At 70.5% G+C, this 25,821-nt stretch carries 23 protein-coding genes and 1 pseudogene; 16 read left to right on the forward strand and 8 right to left on the reverse strand.

What is annotated here, in order from left to right:
• Positions 1-83 precede the first annotated feature (83 nt).
• Positions 84-1,118, reverse strand: coding sequence for a thiamine-phosphate kinase (locus EAS64_RS03300; RefSeq protein WP_246115500.1), 1,035 nt, complete (start codon positions 1,116-1,118; stop codon positions 84-86).
• 470 nt (positions 1,119-1,588) lie between these two features.
• Between EAS64_RS03300 and EAS64_RS03305 the strand changes: the two genes are divergently transcribed.
• Positions 1,589-1,822 (forward strand): Lrp/AsnC family transcriptional regulator, encoded by a 234-nt coding sequence (locus EAS64_RS03305; RefSeq protein WP_145851218.1) that lies wholly within the window; start codon positions 1,589-1,591, stop codon positions 1,820-1,822.
• Between the two features lie 4 nt (positions 1,823-1,826).
• Here EAS64_RS03305 and EAS64_RS03310 read toward each other — a convergent pair whose 3' ends face one another.
• Positions 1,827-2,579: a CofC family guanylyltransferase gene (locus tag EAS64_RS03310; RefSeq protein WP_145851219.1), complete on the reverse strand. Its 753-nt coding sequence runs from the start codon at positions 2,577-2,579 to the stop codon at positions 1,827-1,829.
• A gap of 65 nt (positions 2,580-2,644) precedes the next feature.
• Here EAS64_RS03310 and EAS64_RS03315 point away from each other — a divergent pair, with 65 nt between their 5' ends.
• Genes EAS64_RS03315 through EAS64_RS03325 form a run of 3 tightly spaced genes read left to right on the forward strand, consistent with a single transcriptional unit; the run spans position 2,645 to position 5,846 of the window.
• On the forward strand, positions 2,645-3,520 hold the full coding sequence (locus EAS64_RS03315; RefSeq protein ID WP_145851220.1) for a lysophospholipid acyltransferase family protein: 876 nt from the start codon (positions 2,645-2,647) through the stop codon (positions 3,518-3,520).
• 46 nt (positions 3,521-3,566) lie between these two features.
• On the forward strand, positions 3,567-4,574 hold the full coding sequence (locus EAS64_RS03320; protein ID WP_145851221.1) for an NAD(P)H-dependent glycerol-3-phosphate dehydrogenase: 1,008 nt from the start codon (positions 3,567-3,569) through the stop codon (positions 4,572-4,574).
• 45 nt (positions 4,575-4,619) lie between these two features.
• Positions 4,620-5,846: a trans-sulfuration enzyme family protein gene (locus EAS64_RS03325; RefSeq protein ID WP_145851222.1), complete on the forward strand. Its 1,227-nt coding sequence runs from the start codon at positions 4,620-4,622 to the stop codon at positions 5,844-5,846.
• Between the two features lie 58 nt (positions 5,847-5,904).
• Here EAS64_RS03325 and EAS64_RS03330 read toward each other — a convergent pair whose 3' ends face one another.
• The gene (locus tag EAS64_RS03330) at positions 5,905-7,191 is read right to left on the reverse strand and encodes an SCO4651 family lipoprotein (RefSeq protein WP_145851223.1); all 1,287 of its coding nucleotides are present in this window, start codon (positions 7,189-7,191) and stop codon (positions 5,905-5,907) included.
• 259 nt (positions 7,192-7,450) lie between these two features.
• Here EAS64_RS03330 and EAS64_RS03335 point away from each other — a divergent pair, with 259 nt between their 5' ends.
• The gene (locus EAS64_RS03335) at positions 7,451-8,584 is read left to right on the forward strand and encodes a D-alanine--D-alanine ligase family protein (protein ID WP_145851224.1); all 1,134 of its coding nucleotides are present in this window, start codon (positions 7,451-7,453) and stop codon (positions 8,582-8,584) included.
• A 146-nt stretch (positions 8,585-8,730) separates the two neighbouring features.
• On the opposite strand, the gene EAS64_RS03340 is transcribed toward EAS64_RS03335, so the two are convergent.
• The 3 genes from EAS64_RS03340 to leuC all read right to left on the reverse strand — a co-directional run bounded on the left by EAS64_RS03340 (position 8,731) and on the right by leuC (position 11,755).
• Positions 8,731-9,045: an HU family DNA-binding protein gene (locus EAS64_RS03340; protein ID WP_145851225.1), complete on the reverse strand. Its 315-nt coding sequence runs from the start codon at positions 9,043-9,045 to the stop codon at positions 8,731-8,733.
• A 661-nt stretch (positions 9,046-9,706) separates the two neighbouring features.
• Complete coding sequence (leuD, locus tag EAS64_RS03345; RefSeq protein ID WP_145851226.1) at positions 9,707-10,312, reverse strand: 3-isopropylmalate dehydratase small subunit; 606 nt, start codon at positions 10,310-10,312, stop codon at positions 9,707-9,709.
• A gap of 15 nt (positions 10,313-10,327) precedes the next feature.
• On the reverse strand, positions 10,328-11,755 hold the full coding sequence (leuC, locus tag EAS64_RS03350) for a 3-isopropylmalate dehydratase large subunit (protein ID WP_145851227.1): 1,428 nt from the start codon (positions 11,753-11,755) through the stop codon (positions 10,328-10,330).
• Positions 11,756-12,093: 338 nt separating this feature from the next.
• Here leuC and EAS64_RS03355 point away from each other — a divergent pair, with 338 nt between their 5' ends.
• The 11 genes and pseudogenes from EAS64_RS03355 to EAS64_RS03405 all read left to right on the forward strand — a co-directional run.
• Positions 12,094-12,798 carry an IclR family transcriptional regulator gene (locus EAS64_RS03355; RefSeq protein ID WP_246115578.1) on the forward strand — a complete coding sequence of 235 codons (705 nt, stop codon included), beginning with the start codon at positions 12,094-12,096 and terminating at the stop codon, positions 12,796-12,798.
• Between the two features lie 495 nt (positions 12,799-13,293).
• Complete coding sequence (locus EAS64_RS03360) at positions 13,294-14,580, forward strand: NAD(P) transhydrogenase subunit alpha (RefSeq protein WP_246115501.1); 1,287 nt, start codon at positions 13,294-13,296, stop codon at positions 14,578-14,580.
• Between the two features lie 2 nt (positions 14,581-14,582).
• Entirely contained in the window at positions 14,583-15,020 is a 438-nt protein-coding gene (locus tag EAS64_RS03365) for an NAD(P) transhydrogenase subunit alpha part 2 (protein ID WP_145851229.1), read from the forward strand.
• A 10-nt stretch (positions 15,021-15,030) separates the two neighbouring features.
• Entirely contained in the window at positions 15,031-16,443 is a 1,413-nt protein-coding gene (locus tag EAS64_RS03370; RefSeq protein ID WP_145851230.1) for an NAD(P)(+) transhydrogenase (Re/Si-specific) subunit beta, read from the forward strand.
• A 106-nt stretch (positions 16,444-16,549) separates the two neighbouring features.
• Positions 16,550-16,915, forward strand: a complete 366-nt coding sequence (locus tag EAS64_RS03375) for an ATP-binding protein (RefSeq protein ID WP_187365660.1) — start codon at positions 16,550-16,552, stop codon at positions 16,913-16,915.
• 96 nt (positions 16,916-17,011) lie between these two features.
• A complete protein-coding gene (locus tag EAS64_RS03380; RefSeq protein WP_145851232.1) occupies positions 17,012-17,833 on the forward strand; it encodes an STAS domain-containing protein in 822 nt (273 codons plus the stop codon).
• A 66-nt stretch (positions 17,834-17,899) separates the two neighbouring features.
• Positions 17,900-18,253 (forward strand): STAS domain-containing protein, encoded by a 354-nt coding sequence (locus EAS64_RS03385; protein ID WP_187365661.1) that lies wholly within the window; start codon positions 17,900-17,902, stop codon positions 18,251-18,253.
• Positions 18,253-18,648: an anti-sigma regulatory factor gene (locus EAS64_RS03390; protein ID WP_145851234.1), complete on the forward strand. Its 396-nt coding sequence runs from the start codon at positions 18,253-18,255 to the stop codon at positions 18,646-18,648. The genes EAS64_RS03385 and EAS64_RS03390 overlap by 1 nt, the downstream gene beginning before the upstream one ends.
• Positions 18,636-19,652, forward strand: coding sequence for an ATP-binding protein (locus EAS64_RS03395; protein WP_145851235.1), 1,017 nt, complete (start codon positions 18,636-18,638; stop codon positions 19,650-19,652). Before EAS64_RS03390 ends, EAS64_RS03395 begins: the two co-directional genes overlap by 13 nt.
• A complete protein-coding gene (locus EAS64_RS03400) occupies positions 19,649-21,280 on the forward strand; it encodes an ATP-binding protein (protein WP_145851236.1) in 1,632 nt (543 codons plus the stop codon). The genes EAS64_RS03395 and EAS64_RS03400 overlap by 4 nt, the downstream gene beginning before the upstream one ends.
• Positions 21,277-22,842 (forward strand): annotated as a pseudogene (locus EAS64_RS03405) (SpoIIE family protein phosphatase); the annotation flags it as partial. The gene EAS64_RS03400 and the pseudogene EAS64_RS03405, both read left to right, overlap by 4 nt.
• 399 nt (positions 22,843-23,241) lie before the next feature.
• Here the strand turns inward: EAS64_RS03405 and EAS64_RS03415 are convergent.
• Together EAS64_RS03415 and EAS64_RS03420 are read right to left on the reverse strand one after the other, a co-directional pair.
• On the reverse strand, positions 23,242-24,168 hold the full coding sequence (locus EAS64_RS03415; RefSeq protein ID WP_187365662.1) for a pseudouridine-5'-phosphate glycosidase: 927 nt from the start codon (positions 24,166-24,168) through the stop codon (positions 23,242-23,244).
• Positions 24,169-24,262: 94 nt separating this feature from the next.
• On the reverse strand, positions 24,263-25,762 hold the full coding sequence (locus EAS64_RS03420; RefSeq protein WP_222848950.1) for an amidase: 1,500 nt from the start codon (positions 25,760-25,762) through the stop codon (positions 24,263-24,265).
• Between the last annotated feature and the right edge of the window lie 59 nt (positions 25,763-25,821).

The raw sequence follows: 25,821 nt of genomic DNA on the forward strand, positions 1-25,821 counted from the left end.
GTGCCGACGGACTTGGGCATACCCTGACATATCCGGAATGTCCCCGCGGGCGTGGCCTGCGGTGCTCGGGCGGGGCCTGCGAGTTAGCGGAAGTGCTGCCAGCCGCCGGGGCCGGCGTGGGTGGCGTTGTCTACGGTGACGCCGGTTCCTTCGCGGACCTCGCCGATGGGGTGCCAGCGGGGCGGGAGCGTGACCGACGGGGGAAAGGCTGCGACCAGGGCGTGGTCTTCGCCGCCGGTCAGGACCCATTCCAGGGCGGTCGTTCCGGAGGTCGAGGGCAGTGCCTTGGCCGCCTTCAGGAGGGCGGGGGCGATGGGAAGGCCGGGGGTGCTGATGTTGACCTGGACGCCGCTTGCGGTGGCGATGTGGCCCAGGTCGGCGATCAGGCCGTCGCTGATGTCGATCATCGCTGTCGCGCCGAGCAGCGCCGCCTCGGGGCCCGCCTCGTAGATCGGAGCCGGGCGCAGGTGGGCGGCGACAAGCCCGGCCAGCGCATCGTCCGGTGCAGGTGCGGGCGCCTGGGCAGGTGGGGCCGCTGCGGCGTCTGCGGGTGGGACTGACGCAGGTGGGATCACTGGGGAGACTGTGGGTGGGACTGAGGCGGGTGCGCCTCCGGTTGCTGCCGGGGGCGTCAGCACGCCGGACATCAGGAGGGCGAGGCCAGCGGCCGAGTGGCCAAGGAGGCCGGCTACGGCTACCACGTCGCCTGGGCGGGCGCCGGAGCGGAGGACAGGCAGGCGTCCCGCCAGGTCGCCGAGGGCGGTGACCGCGAGGGTTACGTAGTCGGCGCGGGCAGTGTCGCCGCCCGCTATGCCGGCGCCTGCCCTGGTGGCCTCGGCGGCCAGGCCGTCGGCCAGCTCTGCCGCCCAGCTGGCGGGCAGGGTGCCTGGCGCGGCGAGGGCGACGAGCAGCGCCGTGTTGACCGCGCCCATGGCGGCGATGTCGGACAGGCTGCGCGCCGCGGCCTTCACGCCGATGTCGTAGGCGGATGACCAGTCGCGCAGGAAGTGCCTGCCCTCGATGAGCATGTCGACCGCCGCGACAACGTTGCCCGACGGCGCGCCGACCACGGCCGCGTCGTCACCGATGCCGACCGAGGTCAGCGGGCCCGCGGGCATCCGCGCCCGGAGAGCCGCGATGACCCCCCATTCGCCCAGGTCCGCGACGGACCCGTCATTGCCAGTGATCTCGCCGCCTCCACCTGCAGTGCCATTTTCGGCCCAAGCCTAGCGATGTGCTTCACGGCGCGATCAACCGTGGCCAGCTGGCGGGGGGTGCCGGTTACTGCGGTGTGCGAAATCGGTTGCACTGGGTATGCGGAATTTCCGCGCGGCGGGGGCCGGCACAGGTATTAATGTCCCACCGGGTAACGCTACGGAGACAGGACGGTTACCCCCCAGACACCGCAGACCACACGAATCAGCCAGAAAACTACGGACCGGTATGAAACAGGTCTGGACCATTGCTGTACCGTGACAGCGAACTCTCCTTATCTTGATAAACCCGACCCGTCAGACCTGATGACGAAACGGGAAGATGGGAAGGATTCGTCAGGGCGGCAATCGCAGGCCGCTCCCAGGAGGACGCCATGGTGCAGGCATACATCCTCGTCCAGACCGAGGTCGGCAAAGCCGCCGACGTGGCACGGCAGATCGCGCAGATCGCCGGAGTCACGCAGGCGGAGGATGTCACCGGCCCCTATGACGTCATCGTGCGCGCCCGCGCCGAGAACGTGGACGAGCTAGGCAAGCTAGTCGCGGCGAAGATTCAGGCCGTCCAGGGGATCACCAGGACGCTGACCTGCCCCGTCGTCCATATATGAGCCGCTAGGCGTCGGCCAGCAGTTCCGCGGCCAGGGCGGCCGTGTGCGGTCCGGTACCGAGGGCGAGCGCGGTGCGCAGGTCGTCTGGGGTGTCCACGTCCCTGCGCAGCCCCGCCATGTCGTCGAGGTCGAGCTCGGCCGCACCGGACGACGCGTGCCGTGCCCGGGACGCGCCGCCGAACGACGGCAGGAACTCCCCGCCGTCCCACGGCACCGCGTACAGCGTGGTGCCCACACAGGCCGCGTCTGGCACGAACGCCGCGCGCCCAAGCGCGCTCGCGGCGCGCAGCGCGGCGGACAGCTCGGCGGGGTCGAGGGAGGGCAGGTCCGCGGTGAGCGCCGCGATTGACGTGCCGGGCCAGCGGCGCGCCGCGAGGCTCGCACCGTGCCGCAGGGCCGCGTTGAGCTCGTCCTGCAGGCCCATCTCGCCGTCGCGGCCCGCAGCCTGCACGCCCGGCCTTCCTGGCACCGGGACCCCGTCCAGGCTCACGATGTCGCCCCGCAGGTCGGCCGGCTCGTCGGGGACGACGATCGCGCCGAGCGCGGCGAGCCGCGGCCCGGCGATGGGGTCGGACGTGACCACGATCACCTGGCGGACCTCGGGGCAGGCGAGCACCGCCGCGACGGTGTCCGACGCGAGGGCAAGCGCGAGGTCGCGCCGGCGATCGCCTGCCAGGACGGCAAGCCGTGACTTGGCGCGGGCTAGTACCTTGACTGGCAGCAGAACTGTCCAGCTAAAGCGGGCAGTGTCCGTCATCGAGACGACCATCGGCAGACTGTGGAGCATGAAGTGCGGAACCGGACCATGGGAAGGCCTCCCCGATGAGCAGCAAGTCTTATTCGCCTGCGTGGCGGCTTTTCACCGTCATCGTGTTTCGCCCCCTTCTCCATGTGCTGGTCAGGAACAAGTGGGCGGGGCAGGAGAACATTCCCAAGAAGGGCCCCGTGATCATCGCGCCGAACCACATGTCCTACGCGGACTGGGGGACGGACTGCCTGTTCTTCTACGAGTCCGGACGGTACCCGACGTTCATGGTCAAGGCGTCGGCGTTCAAGGTGCCCTTCATCGGTAAGCTGCTTTACGGCTGCGGCCAGATCCCGGTGAACCGCGGCGCCGCCGACGCCGCACTCGCTCTCCGGCAGGCCGAGCAGGCGCTCACCGAGGGCGCGGCGGTGATCGTCTACCCCGAGGGCACCGCGACGCGCGACCCCGACCTGTGGCCGATGGTCGCCAAGACCGGAGTCGCCCGGCTGGCACTCGCCACCGGCACGCCGGTCATCCCTGTCGCGCACTGGGGTACCCAAAACGTTCTCCCTTACGGCAGCAAGAAGGCAAAGCTGTGGCCACGGCAAACCGTGCGTACGGTAGCCGGCAAGCCGGTCGACCTGTCGGAATGGGCCGGCAAGCACACGTCGGCGAAGGCGCTGCGCGCCGCCACCGACGCAATCATGAACGACGTGGCGGCCCTGCTCGCATCCCTGCGTGACGAGGAACCGCCCGCCATCGTGTTCGACCCGGCGAAGTCAAAACCGTCAAAGCCAGCCGGAACGGTTGCCGGTTCCACCGCTTCGCCCAGCGTCACCGCGGTGGGTGCGGAGGATCGTCCCCCGGAGAGCACCGCGGGGGATGCGGGCGAAGCGGCGCAGGCGCAGCGGCCCGATGAGGCGGGGTCCGCCGCGGCCGGAGAAGCTCAGTGACCCCAGCCACGCTTCAGGCCGCGGCCGCCGGGGAGGTGACCTCCTCATGAAGGCGGCGGTCCTTGGCGCGGGCTCATGGGGCACCACGTTCGCGCAGGTGCTCGCCGACGCGGACACTGCGGTAACCATATGGGCGCGCAGGGCGGAGATCGCCGAGTCGATCAACGGCCTGCACATGAACCCCAGGTACCTGCCGGGAATCACGCTGCCGTCGGCGCTTGCCGCGACGACGGACGTCGCCGCGGCGCTCGACGGCGCGGACCTGGTGGTGCTCTCGGTCACCGCGCAGACGCTGCGCGCGTGCCTGACCGAGTGGACGCCGCTCATCCCGCCGGACGCGCTGCTCGTCTCGCTGATGAAGGGGATCGAACTCGGCTCGTGCAAGCGGATGAGCGAGGTCATCATGGAGACCGCGGGCGTGCCAGACTCGCGTGTCGCCGTGGTGTCGGGTCCCAACCTGGCGCGGGAGATCGCCGAACGCCAGATGGCCGCGTCCGTGGTCGCCTGCACCGATGAGCACAGCGCCCGGATGCTGCAGCGGGCCTGCCACTCCGGGTACTTCCGGCCGTACTGGAACACCGACGTCATCGGGTGCGAACTCGGCGGCACCGTGAAGAACATCATCGCGCTCGCGGTCGGCATCGCGGTCGCGCTCGGGCTCGGTGACAACACGAAGGCAACGCTGATCACCCGCGGGCTCGCCGAGATGGCGCGGCTCGGCGAGGCGATGGGCGCCGACCCGCGGACGTTCGCCGGGCTCGCAGGGATGGGCGACCTGGTGGCGACCTGCTCCTCGCCGCTGTCGCGCAACCGGCGCTTTGGCGAGTACCTCGGCCAGGGGCTGAGCACCGCCCAGGCCCTTGAGATGATCACGCAGACCGCCGAGAGCGCCACCTCCTACGCCCCGGTGCTCGAACTGGCCAGGAAGTTCGGCGCGGAGATGCCGATCACCGAGGTGGTGGCCGCGGTGATCACCGGCCGACTGTCCGTCGCGGACGCGGCCGCCGCCCTGGCAGCACGCTCGGCCAAGCCCGAATGGTACGGATCTGAGTGACCGTGTTAGTACGGGGTCGTTCCCCGGAGGAATGGAGTCCTATCCGTGGAGATAGCCCGAAGGCAACTCGGGGAGAACACCAGGGCGGTGCACCTGCCGCCACCGCCGGAGACCGCCCAGCGGCCGGTCGCCACGCCCATCTACCGGACCGCGACGTTCGAGTTCTCCTCGGCGCAGGAGTACGCCGCGGTGATCGGCGAGCAGATGCCCGGCTACGTCTACAGCCGGATCGACAATCCCACGGTCGACGCGTTCGCCCGCGCGGTCGCTGCGCTCGAGGGGGCTAACCTGCCGCGCTGGCCCGCCGCCCAGGCGTTCGCGTCGGGCATGGCCGCGATCTCCGGCGTGTTCCTGGCCTTCGCGCGGGCGGGCGGGCACGTCGTGGCGTCCACCGCGCTCTACGGCGGCACCTACAGCCTGCTGCGCAACGTCATGGCCAGGTTCGGCGTCGAGACCGATTTCGTGGACATCTCCGACCTGGGCGCCGTGCGCGCCGTCACCCGGCCGGCGACCCGCATCATCTACGCGGAGACGATCGCCAACCCGACGACCGCCGTGGCCGACATCAAGGGGCTCGCCGAGATCGCCCGCGAACGCGGCGCGCTGCTCGTCATCGACTCGACGCTCGCGCCGCCCGTGGTGTGCCGGCCGCTGGAGCACGGCGCCGACCTGGTGATCCACTCGGCCACGAAGTACATCGGCGGCCACTCCGACGTGACAGGCGGCGTGGTGACCGGGTCGCTCGAGCTGATCGGCCAGATCCGCGCGACGCGCATCGACACCGGAGGCTCGCTGTCGCCAGACGACGCGTTTCAGCTCCGCCGCGGCCTCGAGACGCTGCCCGTCCGGGTGCGCCGCCAGTGCGCCACCGCCTCGGTCTTCGCCGCCACGGTCGCCAAGCATCCCGCCGTCGCCTACGTCGACTACCCGGGGCTGCCCACGCATACCGGTCACGAGCTGGCCAGGCGGATGTTCGACGCCGGGCCCGAGGGCGTCAGGTTCGGCGCGATCGTCACTGTCACGCCGTACGGCGGCCGTGAGGCGGGTCTCGCGTTCGCCTCAAAGCTGCGGCTCGCCAAGGCCGCCGCCTCGCTCGGCGGCACGCACACCCTCGTCTCGCACGTGGCGTCCACCACGCACCGGCAGCTCGACGACCGTGCGCTCGCCGCCGCGGGCATCGACCCAGGCGCGGTCCGCTTCTCCATCGGCCTGGAGGACTCGGAGGACCTGATCAGCGACGCCTTCGTGGCCCTGGAGGGCCTTGGCCGCTAGTCTCCGTGCGGCTTGGCGCCGCCGGCAGATCGGGCGACGTAGCTGCTAACGGCGGCCCTCAGCAGGGGCCGGAGAACAGGAAGGCGCTGCTAGCTCCGAGGTCCACGTACCAGTGGCCGCCGGACTCGGCAGTCTCCAGCCACGGCTGCCCGCCCGAATCGGGCGCGAACAACGGGAACGGGACGGTCTGACCGCCAAGGTTGGCCGAGACGGAGACCGCGAACCGCACGGTGGCCTTCCCTGTGCCCGCGGGTGCCGCTGAGACGATCCGCAGGGACTTGACAGTGATCCTGGGTGCACCGCTCATGCTTGAGCTGACGCACGACTGCTGAGCTGGAAGCACCGTCTGGGCGACTGCCGCGGGGCTGTGGTGCCCCAGGGCGGTAAAGAAGGCGGTGACCGCCTGCTCTGCCGCCATGGCCTGGGCCGGGGTCAGCGTGCCTGATGCGGCCGGCGGCGTGCTCGATGGGACGTTGACACTGCCTCCGCCGTTGTCGCTGCTTCCCGAGGACACCGAACCGATGCCTGAGATGATCGACCCCATGCTGGCCACCTGCGCGGCGGGCGGCGCGGAGAGGTGTACCGGGATCCCGAAGTCGTAGAAGTCGGTGGTCTCGGTCATCCGGGTGTTCTTGCCCGGGTTGCTTCCCGAGCCGGTGGCCATGGCGGGCGGAAGCCGCATCGAGAGCGTTACCCGCCGGACCAGGTTCGCCTTGTCGACCCAGACGTCGGCGGTGATCGCGTTTCCCCCGAGGCTAGCGACGAACTGCTGGTAGCCGGCCCGCTGGGCGGCGGGGAGCTTGGCCGCCCGCGCCGCCTGCTGCGGGTTGATGGTCACCTGGTACTCGGTGACCGCGACGCCGCGGACGGACCCACTGCCAAGCTTCTTGACGCTGCCGGAGATCGCTGTCAGCGAGGTCAGCAGGTCGGCGGGGCTGGTCGCGCCGAAGGTGCCCAGCCCCGGAACGGCGGCCGCGTCGCCAATGCCCTTCGCGTCCAGCGCCACCCAGGTCTTGCCCTTGGGCAGCGAGCTTCCTGCTCCGCCCGGGAGCTTTAGGTAGATCTTCGGCGGGAGGAAGAGCATCGTCATGCCGACCGGGGCAGACATGCTGAGCGTGCCACGGGCGTGGGCGAAGTCGAACTCCCCCGTCGCGGTGTAGGAGACGGTCATGCCGCCCAGCCGCATGGTGGTCGTCTCCGCGATCCGTGCCGTTCCCGCCGCGGTGCCGCGTGCCGCGGCAGTGAGGCTGCTTGGCGTGCCGCCGCCCGACGCGTGAACCGTGCCGCAGCCCGCCGCTAGCACGGCCGTGCCTGCGAGCAATCCACCGAACCGGGTAATTCGCACGCCGTCCGCCTTCCACGTGTGGTCCGTGCCTCCCGCCAGATTGCGCGGCCGCTTAGCAATCTTCCACAAGGAGAGCCCAGGATGAAACGGAATAGATCACTTCACGATCACGAGTTCGGCGGGAAGGGTCAGCCGAACCCGTTCCGTACGTTCTTGGGCGGTACCGTGGCGGCGCGACGGGCCGATGTAACGGACGGGCAACTGCCTTGCGCTGATCAGGGGCTACCATTTCCGGGTTGACTGTTACCGGAGGTGGTGCATGGGTTCGGCGCGCAAGGTCCGGGTCGCCGTGGTGTTCGGAGGGCGCAGCGCGGAGCACGCGGTGTCGTGTGCGAGCGCGGGGCTGGTGCTCGGCGCCATCGACAGCGACCGGTATGACGTCGTACCCATCGGCATCGCCAGAGACGGCCGGTGGGTGCTGACCTCGGGCGATCCAGCGCGGCTGGCGCTGACGTCCGGGTCCTCGCCCTCGGTGGAGGCGGTGGCGACGCCCGGAGTGTCCGTCACGCCCGCCGCCGGCCCAAGCGGCGGTGCGCTGGTGTTCAGCGGGCCCGCTTCCGTGCCGCCGGAGCTCGGCGAGGTGGACGTGGTGCTGCCGCTGCTGCACGGGACGTTCGGCGAGGACGGGACGATCCAGGGGCTGCTCGAGATGGCCGGGATCCGCTACGCGGGCGCCGGGGTGCTCGCCTCCGCCGCCGGGATGGACAAGGAGTACATGAAGATCCTGTTCGCGGCCCGCGGGCTGCCCATCGGGCGGTACGTGGTGGTCAGGGACAGAGACTGGGGCGTGTCGCCGTCCTCGCCCGAGCGCAAGAAGGTGTTCGACGAGGTGGCCGAACTCGGCTTTCCGGTGTTCGTGAAGCCGGCCAGGGGCGGCTCGTCGATCGGCACGTCGCGGGTCTCAGGTCCCGACGAGCTTGAGGCGGCGATCGAGGAGGCGCGGCGGTACGACAGGAAGGTGCTCGTCGAGGCCTTCGTGGCCGGCGCCGAGGTCGAGTGCGCCGTGCTCGAGGGGATCGATGGCGCGCCGCCCGAGGCGTCCGTGCCCGGGCAGATCGTGGTCGACCCGCAGTCCACCTGGTACGACTTCGAGGCCAAGTACCTCGAGGACTCGCGGATGGAGATACCCGCGCCGATTCCTGCTTCCGCGGCTGCGCGGGTGCGGACGCTGGCCTGCGCGGCCTTCGACGCGATCGGCTGCGAGGGGCTCGCCCGGGTGGACTTCTTCTACACCCCATCCGGTGAGGTGGTGGTCAACGAGATCAACACCATGCCGGGGATGACGCCGTCGTCGGGGTTCCCGCTGATGTGGGCCGCGTCCGGGGTCCCGCTGCCGCAGCTGATCGACCGGATCATCACCACGGCGCTGGCCAAGGCGGACGGGGTGCGGTAGCGGGTTGGTTTGTGTTCGCTTTGTAGGTGTTCGCTTTGTATGCGCTTTGTGTGCGCCGTGGGGCGTGACACGCGTACGGCGGCAGCGGGGAGAGCCTCCCCGTGCCGCCGTGCGTACGGCCGGCCGTTATGGCCGTCGCGCGCCGATTACTTCTTCTTGGCCGGGGCCTTGGCGGCGGCCTTCTTGGCCCCCGCGTTGACCAGTGCCTTGAAGTCGGCGCCCGGGCGGAACTTGGGTACCGACTGGGCTGCCACATGTATTTCGGCGCCAGTCGCGGGGTTCCTGGCCGTGCGGGCCGGGCGGTCGCTCTTCTCGAAGACGCCGAATCCGGTGATGGCGACCTTGTCGCCACCGGCCACCGCCGACTGAATGGTCTCGAGCACCGCGTTCAGCGCCTCGGTCGCGGACTTCTTGTCCCCCAGGCGACCCGAGAGCGCGTCGATCAGATCACGCTTGTTCATTATTCACTCCTGCGTTCCCCCACGGGAGGCCGCTCTCGCTTGGCTTCTCGCCTGGCTCACGACCCCTGACCAGCCCGAAATTAGGCGATCGGGCCCGCGTACACAATAACCTTGCGGAAATTTAGGTGGTGTGTCGGGGCTTTTTCACGGGAGGGTTTTGATTTGCACCTGACATGTGCTGATATGTCGGGTGCCTCGTGTGCCGTCGTGTTGCCATGCGTGATGGAGGTGCCGGCGGGGACGGGGTTTCCGTCGTGGACCGGTTCGCGCGGCGGATGCGTCGCCCGGGGCGGGTTCGCGGATCGGGCTCGGACCGGGCTCGGACCGGGCTCGGACCGGGCTCGGCGGGGGTGGGAGGCGTCTTGCGAGTGCCGCGTAATCCGGGCAATCCGGGCATATTGGACCCATGATCGTGGAAATTCGGATTTCAACGGAAATTCGGACCCCAAATCGGAGTCCGAATTTCCGTCAGGAGAAAAGTGTCCACGATCAAGTCCGCCGCGGCGAGAGAATCGCGACCCTTGGGGCACATGGGGTGAATGGTGCTGCGGCGCACGGGAAAGGGTGGCGCAGCGTGCGGGCATGGACGCGCCGGCGGGCCCTGATCGGGTCAGGGCCCGCCGGCGCGGACATTGGGTTGCGCGGGTTGTCCCCGGGGTGCTTACAGCGTTACGGGGAGGAAGTTGGGGCGCGTGGCCTCGAAGGCGGAGATGGCGTCCTCGTGGCGGAGGGTCAGGCCGATGTCGTCGAGGCCCTCCATGAGGCGCCAGCGGGTGTAGTCGTCGATCTGGAAGGACTCGGCCAGGTCTTCGGCCAGGCCGCCGCCGGTCACGTAGACCGTGCGGGCGTCGAGGTCGACGGTGACCTGGGCCGGGGGCTCGGCCTCGGCCGCGTCCTGGATGAGCGCGACGACCTTTTCCGGCAGGACGACGGGGAGCAGGCCCGCCTTGGTGGCGTTGTTGCGGAAGATGTCGCCGAAGCGGGGCGCGATCACGGCGCGGAAGCCGTAGTCGAGCAGCGCCCAGACGGCGTGCTCACGGGAGGAGCCGGTGCCGAAGTCGGTACCCGCGACCAGGATGGTCGCGCCCTGGTAGCGCGGCTGGTTGAGCACGAACGACGGGTCCTCGCGCCAGGACGCGAACAGGCCCTCGCCGAAGCCCTCGCGGCTGACCCGCTTGAGGTACACGGCCGGGATGATCTGGTCGGTGTCCACGTTGGTGCGCCGCAGCGGCACAGCGCGCCCCGTGTGCGTGACGAACGGTTCCATGTTGCTCGGGTCTCCTTACAGGTCTGCTGGGGCGGCCAGGCGGCCCGTGACGGCGGTTGCGGCGGCGACGGCGGGCGACACCAGGTGCGTGCGGCCGCCCTTGCCCTGGCGTCCCTCGAAGTTCCTGTTCGAGGTGGACGCGGAGCGCTCACCCGGCTTGAGCGTGTCCGGGTTCATGCCGAGGCACATCGAGCAGCCGGCCGAGCGCCACTCGGCGCCCGCCGCGGTGAAGACCTCGTTGAGGCCCTCGGCCTCGGCCTGGGCGCGCACCTGCATCGAGCCGGGAACGACCAGCATGCGGACGCCCGAGGCGACCTGGCGGCCCTTGATGACGTCGGCGGCCGCGCGCAGGTCCTCGATGCGGCCGTTGGTGCAGGAGCCGACGAACACGGTGTCGACCTGGATCTGACGCAGCGGGGTGCCCGCCGTCAGGCCCATGTAGGTCAGCGCTCGCTCGGTGCCGTTCGGGTCCTCGGTGTCGCCGGGAGCCGGCACGGCCGCGCCGAGCGGGAGCGCCTGGCCGGGGTTGGTGCCCCAGGTGACGTACGGGCTGAGCGTGCTGGCGTCGATGGTGACCTCGTGGTCGAAGACCGCGCCCTCGTCGGTGGGCAGCGACTTCCAGTACTCGACGGCCGCGTCCCAGTCGGCGCCCTGCGGCGCGTTCGGACGGCCCTTGAGGTACTCGAAGGTGGTCTCGTCCGGTGCGACGAGGCCGGCCCGCGCGCCCGCCTCGATGGACATGTTGCACACGGTCATCCGCCCCTCCATGGAGAGGTTCCTGACCGCCTCACCGCGGTACTCCACGATGTAGCCCTGGCCGCCGCCGGTGCCGATCTGGCCGATGATCGCGAGGATCAGGTCCTTGGCAGTGACGCCGTCGGGCAGCGCGCCCTCGACGTTGATCGCCATCGTCTTCGGCTTGATCTGCGGCAGCGCCTGGGTCGCGAGCACGTGCTCGACCTCGCTGGTGCCGATGCCGAAGGCGATCGCGCCGAACGCGCCGTGCGTGGAGGTGTGCGAGTCACCACAGACGATCGTCATGCCCGGCTGGGTGATGCCCATCTGCGGGCCGATCACGTGCACGATTCCCTGGCCCGGGTCACCCATCGGGTGCAGCCGGACGCCAAACTCATCGGCGTTCCTGCGCAGCGTCTCGAGCTGGATGCGCGACACCGGGTCGGTCACGGGGGTGCCTGGGCCCTCGATCGGCGTACCCGGGCCGATGCCGGGGTTGGTCGGGACGTTGTGATCCTCGGTCGCGAGGGTCAGGTCCGGCCGGCGGACCTTACGGCCTGCGGCGCGCAGGCCGTCGAAGGCCTGGGCGCTGGTGACCTCGTGCACCAGGTGCAGGTCGATGAAGAGCAGGTCTGGCTCACCCTGGGCGCTGCGGACGACATGCGCGTCCCAGATCTTCTCCGCCAGCGTGCGAGGCGCGCTGCTCATGCGGTCTCCTTTGACGTTGCTTCGCTTTCGCTTGAGTACACCGCCCGGTCTCAACTTGCATCTCACAATTTGAGACGGCAGTATCAGTACATGGTCGATAGTACCCGCGCGGGTCGCGCCGGGTGCGCCGACCAGCAGTGCTATCTCACTATTTGATACGGTGATTTCAAAATATGGACAACCCGAACGGTCTCGGCGACGCTCTCGGTGGCAGTGCTCTCACGGGCAGTGCTCTCACCGGCGGCGGGCTCGCGGGCGGCCTCGGCGGTGCCGGCCTTTCCGGGGCTGGCCTCGGTAGTCTCGGCCTCGGTGGCGCTGGCCTCGGTAGCGGCGTCGGCGTGCTGGACAAGGCGCTGTCGGTGCTCGCCGCGGTGGAGAGCGGTCCGGCCACCCTAGCGCAGCTCGTCGCGGCGACCGGGCTCGCGCGGCCCACCACGCACCGGATCGCGGTTGCCCTCGAGCATCACCGGCTGCTGACGAGGGACGTTCAGGGCCGGTTCGTGCTCGGCCCGCGGATCGCCGAGCTCGCATCGGCGGCCGGCGAGGACCGGCTGCTCGCCGTCGCCCAGCCGATACTGAACCAGCTTCGTGACGTGACTGGGGAGAGCGCGCAGCTTTACCGGCGGCAGGCCGACGTCCGGGTCTGCGTCGCGGCCGCCGAGCGGTCAAGCGGGCTGCGGGATACCGTCCCGATCGGCAGCGCCCTGCCGATGATCGCCGGCTCGGCCGCCCAGGTGCTGCTCGCCTGGGAGGAGGGCGAACGAATGCACCGCGGGCTGCGCGGCGCCAGGTTCACCGCGACCACGCTGGCCGGCGTCCGCCGCCGCGGCTGGGCGGCGAGCGCCGCCGAGCGGGAGGCCGGGGTCGCCTCGGTTTCCGCCCCGGTGCGCGGTCACGGCGGCAAGGTGCTCGCCGCCATCTCCGTGTCCGGGCCGATCGAGCGGCTGACCCGCTCCCCCGGCCGCCTGCACTCGGCGGCGGTCGTCGCGGCCGGCGAGCGAATCGGCGAACTGCTGCGCGCCGATTCCGGCCACCACGCCTAGCAGGTGCGCGCGGAACGCAGTGAGGTGTAGGTGAGATGTAGGGCCGCTGGGGCTGCTGAGGCTGCCGGGTTCGTCGGCCGGGATCAGCGGCGCCCTGGACTGGCTCCTCGACGAGTCTCAGCCCTCCTCGGCTGCCTCCAGAAGATCGTTTAGCGAATGGACTTGTAGTTACCGGGGCTATCACCCCGGTAGTGACACGGGCATTTTCGGAATGATCTTGGCGGAGGCGGCGGGCGGGGACGGAGGGTGCCGAAGCCGTTCCGGAATCTGGACTTGAGGAACTTGGGCATCAGCTGCACCATTGGCAACAGAGGTTGCGGCGGGAACATCCGTCACAAAAATCCGCAAATGTTCGCGAAACGGGTAAAAACTGCCGCGATCATGGTGCCTTCGGTCCTACCGTTACCCTCCCTTACGGTCTTAGCCTCGGTACTGACAGGCGCAGCGGCGCGCACTGAAGCGAGAAGGGGTGCCGGAGATGAGAGGGTCGCGGCTGTGAAGGTGGCCGTCGTTAAGGAGAGCGCGCCCGGGGAACGACGCGTCGCCCTGGTTCCAGAGACCGTGCCGCGCCTGGTCCAGGCCGGTCTCCAGGTGCTCGTGGAGCGGGGCGCCGGCGACGGCGCATGGTTTCCCGATAGCGCCTATGCGGATGCCGGGGCGACCATCGTCAGCACCGAGGACCTGTACAGGGACGCAGACGTCGTCCTCACGGTGACCCGGCCCGACGACTCGGCGATCGGCAGGCTGCGTGCCGGGCAGGCGGTGATCGGCATGCTCGCGCCGCTCGTCGACCCGCAGTTCGCCCGCGTGCTCGCGGAGCGCGGCGTCACCGCGATCTCGCTTGACGGGCTGCCGCGCACGCTGTCGCGGGCGCAGGGCATGGACGCGCTCACCTCGCAGGCCAACGTGGCAGGGTACAAGGCCGCGCTCGTCGCCGCCGAGGAGTACGGGCGGTTCTTCCCGCTGCTTATCACCGCGGCAGGCACGGCGCGGCCCGCGAAGCTGCTCGTGCTCGGCACCGGCGTCGCCGGGCTGCAGGCGATCGGCACCGCGCGCCGGCTCGGCGCCCAGGTCAGCGGCTACGACGTGCGGCCCGCCTCCAAGGGCGAGGTGGAGTCGCTCGGCGCCACGTTCCTCGAGCTGGCCTCGGCGGTCAGCGCCGTGGGCGAGGGCGGCTACGCCCGTGAGCTGACCGCGGAGGAGCGGGACGCGCAGCAGGCGGAGCTCGCCGCGCACATCGCCAGGCAGGACGTGATCATCACCACCGCGCAGGTGCCAGGACGACGGCCGCCGCTGCTCGTCACGGCGGACGCGGTGGCGGCGATGAGCCCGGGCTCGGTCATCGTGGACATGGGGTCGAGCCCGCTCGGCGGGAACGTGGCGGGGTCTGAGCCCGGCCGCACGGTGGTCACGTCGAACGGTGTCACGATCATCGGAGCGGAGAATCTGGCGGCATCCGTGCCGACGGCCTCGTCGAACGCGTACTCCCGCAACATCAGCGCGCTGCTGCTGCACCTCGTCGGCGGTTCCGCCGATGACCCGGCGAGCCGGACGCTTGCGGTCGACACCACCGACGAGATCCAGGCGGGGGTCATCGTCGCCCACGGCGGCGAGCTGGTCCATCCCGCCGTCGCGAAGCTGCTCGACGCCGCAGAGCCCGCGAGCGGGCAGCCGGGGAGCGGGCAACCTGGGAGCGGTCCGCCCGCCAACGGGCACGCCGCGAGCGAACAGGCCGGCGGCGAAGACGCCGACGGCGAGCCGGCCGCGAACCAAAGGAGCTAGCGATGTCGACCGCCCTGGTCACCGACCTCACCATCTTCGTGCTCGCGCTGCTTGTCGGCATCGAGGTCATCGGTAAGGTACCCGCGACCCTGCACACGCCGCTGATGTCCGCGGCCAACTCGATTCACGGCATCGTGCTCGCGGGCGCGCTGCTCATCGGCCTGACCGCGCATAACGTCGTCGGGTACGTGCTGGCGTTCATCGCCGCGTTCTTCGCCGCCGCGAACGTGGTCGGCGGCTACCTGGTGACAGGCCGGATGCTGAAGATGTTCCGCCGCAAGGCACAGCCGGCGCCGGCCGCGGCGGGTGCACCGGGCGCGGGCGTTACCGCGGCAGCAGGTGCCGCGGGTGCGGTGGGCGCGACGCCCACAGGGGGCAAGGCCTCCGCCAACGGGCACGCGGCGACCGCCGCGGCGTCGCAGCAGGACAAGCAGGCATAGGGGCACACCGATGAGCACCTTCACCACGAACATCCAGCTTGTCTACGTGCTCGCGGCGGCCTGCTTCGTCATCGGCCTGCACCTGATGAACTCGCCAGGGACCGCGCGGCGCGGCAACCAGGTCTCCACCGCGGGCATGGCCATCGCCATCATCGCGACGCTGGTCATCCTGATCCACGAAGGCTCGGTCACCGGGGTCGGCTGGACAGTGCTGATCGTCGGGTCGCTGCTCGGCTCGGCGGCAGGCCTGTATTCCGCGCGCACGGTGCAGATGACCGCGATGCCGCAGCTGGTGTCCATGTTCAACGCGGTCGGCGGCGGCGCGGCGGCGCTGGTCGCGGTCTACGAGTACATCCACGACGAGTCGCTGCCTGGCGGTGTGCTCGGCACCACGTCGGTGTTCACCGTCCTCGACGTGATCATCGGCTCGGTCACGTTCACCGGATCGCTCATCGCCGCGGGCAAGCTGCAGGGCGTCATCACCGGCAGCCCTATCGTGTTCAAGGGCGGCCGGGCGCTCAACGTGGCGCTCGCCGTGATCGCGCTCGGCACCGGCGCCTACATGTTCACCACGGCGTCGCTGCCCGCGCTGCTCATCCTGGTGCTCGCCTCGCTCGCGTTCGGCGTCATGATGGTGCTGCCGATCGGCGGCGCGGACATGCCGGTGGTGATCTCGCTGTTGAACGCCTTCACCGGCACCGCGGTCGCGATGGCCGGGTTCGTCGTCGGCAACTGGGCGCTGATCATCGCCGGCGCTCTGGTCGGCGCGTCGGGCGGCATCCTGACCAAGCTGATGGCGGACGCGATGAACCGCTCGCTCGCCAACATCATCATCGGCGGCTTCGGCACCGGCGACACGGCCGTCGCCGCCGCCGTGTCCGGCGACGCGCAGGTCCGCTCGATCGCCGCCGACGACGCCGCGATCCAGCTGGCCTACGCGTCCAAGGTCATCATCGTGCCCGGCTACGGCCTGGCTGCCGCGCAGGCGCAGCACGCCGTCGCGGAGCTGGCGACCCTGCTCGAATCGCGCGGCATCGAGGTGTCCTACGCGATCCACCCGGTGGCCGGCCGGATGCCGGGTCACATGAACGTGCTGCTCGCCGAGGCCAACGTGCCCTACCCGCTGCTGCGCGAGATGGACGAGATCAACCCGGAGTTCGCGCGGGCCGACGTGGCCCTAGTCATCGGCGCCAACGACGTGACCAACCCGGCCGCGCGCCGCGCCGGCACCGCGATCTCCGGCATGCCGATCCTCGACGTCGACCAGGCCAAGTCGATCATCGTGATCAAGCGGTCCATGGGCAGCGGCTACGCGGGCATCGACAACGAGCTGTACGTCAACCCGAAGACGAGCATGTACTTCGCCGACGCGAAGAAGGCGCTCGGCGAGATGACCGCCGCGGTCAAGACGCTCGTGGCGTAGCCGCCCGCCGCCAAAAGTCATCATCCAGAACGGGTTCGTGGCTCCGCCCGACGCGGCAGGCGTGTCGATGGTTAGGCGGAGCCTGCGGGGTAGGTTCCCTCCTGCCATGCCCTTCGTCTACACCACGAACCTGTCCGAGGTCCGCGCCCTGGCGGAACAGCACGCCAGGACGGCGGGCCTGCCCGCGAGCCGGGTCACCGACTTCGTGATCGCGGTCAGCGAAGTGGCGGCGAACACGGTCAGGCACGCGCGTTCGGCCGGCTCGATGGACATCTGGTTCACCGCGAACGAGATGGTCTGCGAGATGCGGGACGCCGGCTTCATCCCCAACCCGCGGGCCGGAAGCGAGCCGCCGTCGCGCGACGCGAGCGGCGGCCACGGCCTGTGGCTGGTGCACCAAGTCTGCGACCGGGTGGACCTGCGGTCAGACGAAAACGGGACGGTCATCAGGATGTACATGTCGCTGCCTTGAAGGGTGTTTCCTTGACACTGCCTACGTTCCGTGCCCGGGAGTAGCCTGATGGGCAACAGGATCTTTACTTCTTACTAATGAGTAGGATGCGCATTCATGGACGTTGGCGTCACCGGGCAGCGCATGGCGGACTACCTGCGCGAGCATCAGGACAAGGTGATCGGCCGGTGGAGTGAGCTGGTCAGCAACGGCTTGCGCGGCCGGACCTCCTCCGAGGAGGTCCGCCGGGAGCTGACCGACCTGTACGGGCTCATCATCAGGGTGCTTTCCCAGGCTGACGACCACGCCGCGGGCGAACTGCGCGCCGCGCTCGACGAGCTGTCGCACGGCCGCGCGCGGAACGGTTTCACGCCAAGCGAGACGGCGCTCGGCGTCTTCACGCTCAAGGAGGCCGTCTACGAGCTCGTCGCGGACACGGCGGACCTGGTGCCCGAGTTCCTCGCGTTCTCGCAGATGATCGACGAACTAGGGCTGCGCACCTTCGAGGCCTACTCCGCGGCACGCGAGGCGATCATCGCCGACCAGTCCACCGCGATGATGGAGCTGTCCACGCCGGTCATCCGGCTATGGGAGAACATCATCGCCGTCCCGCTCGTCGGGACGCTCGACTCGGCCCGCACCCAGCTGGTCATGGAGAGGCTGCTCGACGCGCTCGTGACGACCGGCTCCGACCATGCGGTGATCGACATCACCGGCGTGTCGACCGTGGACACCGAGGTGGCGCAGCACCTGCTGAAGACCGTCAGCGCGGCGCGCCTGCTCGGGGCCGAGTGCACCATCTCCGGCATCCGGCCGCAGGTCGCGCAGACGATCGTGTCGCTCGGCATCGAATTCGGCGACATCGCGACCAAGGCGTCCCTGGCCGACGCGCTGGCGCTCGCGCTGAAGAGCGCCGGGCTCAAGGTGGTTCCCGCCTAGGACATCTCCTTTCTTGATGTTGCTGGTTCTGGAACTGTCGTAGGAGGGGCAAGAAAGGAGATGTCCTTGGAACAGGTACCAATCCTCAAGATCGGACAGACGCTGTTCGTGTCGATCCAGATCGACCTGCAGGACGAGAGCGTGCTGCGTCTCCAGGATGACCTGTCCAACGAGCTGGCTGTCACTGGCGCGCACGGGGTGATCATCGACATCACCGCCGTCGAGATCGTCGACTCGTTCATCGGCCGGATGCTGAGCACGATCGGGTCCATCTCCCGGCTGTTCGACGCGGAGACGGTCATCGTCGGCATGCGCCCGGCGGTGGCGATCACCCTGACCGAACTCGGGCTGTCACTCAGCGGGGTGCGCACCGCGCTCAACGCGGAGAAGGGTCTGGAGATCCTGAACGGGAAGACCTAATGGACGAGTTGCCCATCCGGTCGGGCGACGACGTGGTCCGAGTTCGCCAGCATGTGCGGGGCGCGGCCGCCGACAACGGACTGTCCCTAGTGGACCAGACGAAGCTGGTGACCGCGGCGAGCGAGCTGGCGAGGAACACGCTGGTGCACGGCGGTGGCGGGCTGGCCCGGGTCGAGGTGGTCAAGTCATCCAACGGCCGGACCGGCGTCAGGCTGCACTTTTCCGACACCGGACCGGGCATCGCCGACATCGAGCTGGCGCTCACCGACGGATGGACGTCCGGCGGCGGCCTCGGCCTCGGGCTGTCCGGCGCCCGCCGGCTCGTAGACGAGTTCGAGCTCGACAGCAAGCCCGGCGCCGGGACCACCGTCGTGGTCGTCAAGTGGTCGCGTTGAGCGGGCCCCTCGTCGCCCAGGCTCCCGGGGACCTGCGCTGGGTGCGGGTCGAGGACCCGAGTGCCGCCGCCGCCTGCCGCGGCGCGGCCATGACGCTGGCCGGCCGGCTCGAGTTCCCCGCCGCCCGCGCCGACCAGCTCACGCTCGCGGTCACCGAGGCCGCGACCAACCTGCACAAGCACGCGAGCCAGGGCTCGATGCTGCTGCGCATCGCGCGCCACGGTGGCCGTCCGGGCATCGAGATGGTGACCATCGACGCCGGGCCCGGCGTCAGGGACACCGGCGCGGCGATGCGCGACGGCCACTCCACCAGCGGCACCCTGGGCATCGGGCTTGGCGCCATCAGACGCCTCGCGGACTTCACCGACCTGTACTCGGTGCCGGGTTACGGCACGGCCCTGGTGGCCAGGTTCTGGCCGTCGCCGCGCGCCGAGCCCGTCGCGTACGCCGGCCTGGTGCGGCCGATCACCGGGGAGACCGAGTGCGGCGACGTCTTCGGCGCGGCCGAGACAGGCAGCGGGCTGACCGGTGTGCTGTGCGACGGGCTCGGCCATGGCCCGCTCGCCGCGCGCGCGGCGCTCGAGGCCGTCGCCGCGGTCATGGAGGACCCGGCGGCCGAGCCCGCCGTGCTCGTCGAGCGCGCGCACCGCCGGATCACGCACACCCGCGGCGGCGCCATCGGCGTGGTACAGACGGACGGGCCCGCGGTCAGGTTCGCCGGCCTCGGCAACATCGCTGCCACGATCCTGGCCGACGGCAGCCGCAAGGGCATGCTGTCGGTGCCAGGCATCGCGGGCCACCAGGCGCGGTCCATCAGGCAGTTCGAGTACACGGCGGGCGACGGCGCGGCGATCATCCTGCACTCGGACGGCATCAGCGGACGCTGGGAGGCGGGAGCGCTGCCCGGCCTGAATGGCAGGGACCCGCTGATCATCGCGGCGATGCTGCTGGCGGCGGCGGGGACCCGCCGCGACGACGCGGGAGTGCTGGTGCTGCGGCCATGACCGAGGAGCTCGCCCGCCTGCGCGTCAAGGACCTGAACGGCGTCTTCGCCGCGCGCGGACTCGGCCGCGAGCTGGCCGCCGGGCTTATCCTCGACCACCAGGACCAGGTCCGGGTCGCCACCGCGCTCAGCGAGGTCAGCCGGAGCATCGTCACCGCGGGGCACGCCGCGGTCATCTCGTTCGGTGCCGACCCCACGCACCTGGTGCTGACCGTCACAGTCGATGGCGAGCCGACGGCGGACGGCATCTTCGCCGCCTCCCGGCTGATGGACACCGTGGCGACGGACGGGCAGGTGCTCCGGATGACGAAGCGGCGGCCGCTTGTCGCCGCCGTCGACTTGCGCGCCGTCGGAGCGCAGATGGCGGCGATCCACCCGGAGTCAACGCTGGATGAATTGCGAAGAAACAACGAGGACCTGATCGCGGCGCTCGAGGACGTCACCAGGCAGAAGGAGCAGCTTGAGCTGGTCAACGCCGAGCTCGCGGAGACCAACCGCGGGGTCATGGCCCTGTACAGCGAGCTGTCCGAGGAGCTCGAGCAGACCAACCGGGGAGTGGTCGCGCTGTACCGGGAGCTTGACGAGAAGTCCGAGCAGCTGCGGGCCGCGTCGCAGTCCAAGGACCGGTTCTGGGCCAATGTCAGCCACGAACTGCGAACGCCGCTGAACTCTGTCATTGGCCTGACCCGGCTGCTCACCGACCCGGCGGGCGGGCTCGGCGCCGAGCAGCTCTACCAGGTAGGGCTCATCAGGAACTCCGCGGGCACGGTGCTAAGTCTGGTCAACGACCTGCTCGACGTGGCCAAGGCTGAGTCGGGCCAGCTCGTGATCGACCCGGCGGAGATCAGCCTGCCCGCCCTGCTCGCCACGCTGCGCGGCCTCATCAAGCCGATGGCCGAGGGCAAGCCGGTGGAGGTGGTGGTCAGCGCCGACGGCGGGCCCGCCACGCTGCTGACCGACGAGGCCGCGCTCACCGCCATCCTGCGCAACCTGCTGTCCAACGCGATCAAGTACACCGACGAGGGCGAGGTGCGGCTGAGCGTCAGCGTCGCCGCCGGAACGGTCGAGATCCGGGTCTCAGACACCGGCACGGGGATTCCCGACGGACAGCTCGAGCGGGTGTTCGAGGAGTTCTACCAGGTACCTGGTGTCAGACGGGGCGGCACCGGGCTCGGCCTCGCCTATGCCAGGCGGCTGGCCGGGCTGCTCGGCGGCGCGCTGACGCTCCGCAGCGAGGCGGGGCGGGGAACCACCGCGGTGCTGAGCCTGCCGTACGGCCCGGTGTCCGTCGGGACGGTCATAGTGGCGGACGACGACCCCGGTTTCCGTCAGGTGGTGAAATCCATGCTGGACGGCATCGCGGAACACGTCATCGAGGCCGCCGACGGCGCCCAGGCACTGGGCATCGTGACCGCAGAGGAAGTGGACCTGGTGATCGCCGACCTGGGGATGCCTGCCATGGACGGGAACACGCTGCTAGACCGGCTGCCCGCCACCGTGCCCGCGATCATTATCACCGGCCGTGATGTGGCCAAGCCCCGCAGGGCCGCGGCGCTGCTGCGCAAGGAGGACCTGACCAGGGAGCGGCTGGCGTTCGCCATCGGCCGGATCGCGCGGGTCCGCCGATGACCGAGACCGCGACGGGCACCGCGGGCACGCTGCTGCTCGTGGACGACGACGAGGCCAAGCGCTACGTCATCGGCACCTGGCTGCGCCGGGCGGGCTACGCGGTGACCGAGGTGGGCACCGGAGGCGAGGCCCTCGGTCTGGCCGGGTCCGCCGAACTCGTGCTGCTCGACGTGAACCTGCCGGACATGAGCGGCTTCGAGGTCTGCCGGCGCATCAAGGGAAACCCGGAGACGGCGGGAATCCCGGTGATCCAGGTGTCCGCCACCGCCGTCGACGTCTCCGACCGCGCCCACGGGCTGACCCAGGGCGCCGACGCCTACCTGATCGACCCGGCCGAGCCCGACGAACTGCTCGCCACCGTGACGGCCGTGCTGCGCTACTCGCGGGCCAGGAACCGCGCCGAGCGGACCGCGGCCATGCTGAAGGAACTGGCCCAGCTGGCCCTGGACATCAACGCCGCCGAGACCTTCGACGGGCTCGCTTCGGCCACCGCGGCCGGCGCGGCCCGGGTGTTCGCGGTGCCCACCATCCTCATCCTCGAGATGCCCGACGGGCAGTCCCGCCGGATGGCGGGCATTCCGGGGACCGCACAGACGATCAGGCGCGGCGGTCCGCCCGGGCTCGCCGAGCGCGTCGCGGGACTAGTGCTCGGCCCTGGCCGTACAGGCACGATCGCCACCCTCAGCCGGGAGGAGTGGCTCGCCATCGTGCCGGACAGCACGCTGCGGACCGACGTCTGCCTGGCCGTCGCGCGGGCCAAGGCCGACCGCCCGCCGGTTGCCATCGTGGTCGAGGTCGCCGGGGTGCCCGGCGAGGAGGACAGGCAGATCCTCCGCCAGCTCGCGCAGTCGGTCGCGCTCGGCGTCGCGGCGCTGCGCTCATCTGCGGAGGAGCACCTCATCGCGCTGACCCTGCAGCGCAGCTTCCTGCCCGTGTCGCTGCCCGTGATCCCCGGCGCGCTGATGGCGGTCCGCTACGTGCCGGCGAGCGAGAGGGCCGAGGTCGGCGGGGACTTCTACGAGGCGCTCCCCTGGCGCGACGGCGTGCTGCTCGCGATCGGCGACGTCCAGGGACACTCGCTGCACGCCGCGACCGTGATGGGCGAACTGCGGCACGCGCTGCGCGCCTTCGTCAGCGAGGGGCACCCGCCTGAGGTCATCACCGGCCTGGTCAACGACGTGCTGCGGCGCTATCATCCGGGCGTCATCGCCACGCTGTGCCTGGTGCTCGCCCAGCCGGACACCGGCGAGCTGACGATTGTCAACTGCGGGCACATGCCGATGCTGATCGCCGACGAATCGGACGCCAGGTATGCAGGCGAGGGCGGGATCATGCTCGGCCTGACCAGGCACGAGCCGCATATCGAGAAGGCAGCGCTGCCCGCTGGCGGGACCGTCTTGCTGTTCACCGATGGCCTGGTCGAGGACCGCCGCGTGCTGCTCGACGACAACCTGGAGAAGCTGCGCGGCGTCGCGGCGGAGGCGGCACACCAGGATGTCGAGGCGTTCGCCAATCAGGTGATGGCGCTGTTCGGGCCCAAGGAGGACGACATCGCGATGATCGTGCTGCGCCGGGCGGACTTAGGCCGCGCTCAGCGCGTCCTCGAGAGTCTCGTGTACCGGCATCAGCCGGGCGGCGCCGATCAGCTCGAGCACCCGGCGCACCGAGCCGTCGGGCGATACCGCCAGCCGCATGGTGATGTCGCGCGCAGCGGCGCTCTCGTAGGCACGCATGATGGCGTGCACCCCGGAGGAGTCGCAGAACGACGTCCCCGTCATGTCCGCGACCACCGTGCCGATCCCGGGCGCCAGCACCTCCGCGAGCTGCTCGAAGACCTCGTCGCAGTTGGTGACGTCGATCTCGGGCGGCAGCACCACGACAACCGGCGTGACCGGACCCGCCTGATCGTTCATGACCGTGTCACTCCTGCCACAGCAAACTCGTGCCCGCCCACACCAAGCCTACCGCGTTCCCCTCTGCCGGGCCGACCACGCGGTCGCGATCTGCCCGGCCAGGGCGATGTTGCCGCGTGCGACGACCAGGTTGACGGCCACGCTCGCGCCCTCGGTCGCCCGCTGCATCTGCTCAAGCAGGTACGGGGTGACCGCCTTGCCGCGGATGCCCGCCGACTCGGCGGCCGCCAGCGCGTCCGCGAGCACCCTCGCGTGCAGCGCCGGGTCGAGCTGCCGCTCAGGCGGCAGCGGGTTCGCGATCAGCAGCGCCGAGGTCTCCCCCAGCTCATCGCGCGCCGCCATGGCCGCCGCGATCTCCTCCGCGGAGTCGACCCGCCAGTCGAGGTCCTCGCCCGAGTCGGTGAGGTAGAACGCGGGGAAGCGGTTGGTGCGGTAGCCCGCGACCGCGACGCCGAGAGTCTCCAGGCGCTCCAGGGTGGCCGGTATGTCGAGGATCGACTTGACGCCCGCGCTGACCACAGTGACCGGCGTGCGGGACAGCACCGTCAGGTCGGCGGACTCGTCCATCGTCCCGGCGAAGCCGCGGTGCACGCCGCCGAGACCGCCGGTGGCGAACACCCGGATGCCGGCGCGGGCCGCGAGCACCGAGGTGGCGGCGACCGTGGTGCCCGCCGTCCGCCCGGCGGCGATGGCCAGGCCGAGATCGCGGCTGCTGACCTTGATCACCGACTCGTCCGTCGCGATGCGTTCCAGGTCGGCCGGCCCGAGCCCGGCCTTCGGCACGCCGTCGATGACGGCAATCGTGGCGGGTGTCACGCCTGCCTCGGTCAGCAGCGCCTCGAATGACCGCGCCGCCGCCAGGTTGCCCGGGCGCGGCAGGCCGTGCGAGATGATCGTCGACTCCAGGGCGACCACGGGCCTGCCGTTGTTGAGCGCGTCTTGAACGGCGGGCGAAAGCTCGGGAATCGTGGCCATGGAGCCGACCTTACCGGCGACCTGCGGCGGGCCGGCCGCATGGGTGCGGCAACCATACGGGGCGGACGGTGCCCGGGTCGGGCGGGGACGGGGGTCAGGCTTGGCCTGGCTGGGGGGTCGCGCAGGCGGTGCGCAGGAGTTCGGGGGCGCGCCTGGCCCGGGACGCCTGCTCGAAGGCGTAGGCGAGGGCGAGCAGGCGGGGCTCGCTGAAGCGGGGGCCGAGGAACGAGACGCCGACGGGAAGACCGCACACGTAGCCGAACGGCACACTGACCGCCGGCCAGCCGGAGACCGCGCCCGGCCGCGAGGTGCCGAAGACGCTGTGGTCGCCGAGTACGTAGTCGGTCAGCCAGGCCGGGTTCGCCGTCAGCGAGAAGATCGCGTCGAGCCGGTGCTCGACCACCGGCGTCTCCACCGCGGTCCTGGCAAGCCGGGCGGCCGCGCCGCGGTGTTCCAGGTACACCGGATCGGCGAGGTCTCCGCTGGTCGACTCCGCCGCGAGGAAGATCTCCTGGCCGAAGTGGGCGAGCACCCGCGCCGCGTGCTTGTCGTTGAACGCGATCAGGTCGGCGAGCGACCTGGGCAGGGCTGGGTCGCTGCCGTCGGCGAAGTCGGACAGGTACTTGAGATAGGTGTTGATGCCGTGCTTGAACTCGAAGTTCAGCGCCTCGAACTCGGGCTCGGTGACCTTCTCGATGTCCGGCAGGTCCACCGGGTCGACCACCACCGCGCCCAGGTCGCGCAGGCAGCCCACCGCCTGTTCGAGCAGTGCCTCGGTCACCGCGTCCGCGTTCGCCGACGGCGCCCGCCAGATGCCGATCCGCGCTCCTTCGAGCGACGCCGGGTCGAGAAACGAGGTGTAGTCGATGAAGCTCCCCGGATGGTCCGCGGCGCTGTCCGCCGGATCGGCGGCGGCGAGCACGGAAAGCAGCGCCGCCGCGTCCGCGACCGAGGTGGCCATCGGGCCCGCGGTGTCCTGAGCAAGTGACAGCGGCACGATGCCGGCCCGGCTGACGAGGCCGAGCGTCGGCTTGACGCCCACCACGCCGCAGGCGCTCGACGGCGACACGATCGACCCGTCCGTCTCGGTGCCGATGGCCAGCGGCGCGAAGCCGGCCGACAGCCCAGAGGCCGAGCCGGAGCTGGACCCCGAGGGGTTGCGGTCGAGCGCGTACGGGTTCGCCGTCTGGCCGCCGACGGTGGACCAGCCGCTTGAGGACCGGGTCGACCGGAAGTTGGCCCACTCCGACAGGTTCGCCTTCGCGATGATGATCGCGCCCGCAGCGCGCAGCTGGCCGACGATGAACGCGTCCGGCGGCCGCGCGGGCAGCAGCGCCGCCGACCCGGCCGTGGCCGGCAGGCCCGCGACCTGGACGTTGTCCTTGACCAGAACCGGAATCCCGTCAAGCGGGCCGCGCGGCTTGCCCGCCCGCCAGGCGGCGTCGCTCGCCGCCGCCTGCTCCAGGGCATCGGGTGTCACCGCGATCACCGCGCCGAGGGCGGGATTGAGCCTCGTGATGCGGTCCAGGTAATGCTGGGTGACCGCGGTCGCCGTGACCCTCCCCTCGGCCATCGCCCGTCGCAGCTCAGCCACCGATTCAATCCCGTCTTTCCCCTGGCCCGCCGGGCCCGGAGAAACCGCAGACCGCCACT

Origin of the sequence: Trebonia kvetii, from assembly GCF_007827045.1 — a bacterium.
GTDB lineage: Bacteria > Actinomycetota > Actinomycetes > Streptosporangiales > Streptosporangiaceae > Trebonia > Trebonia kvetii.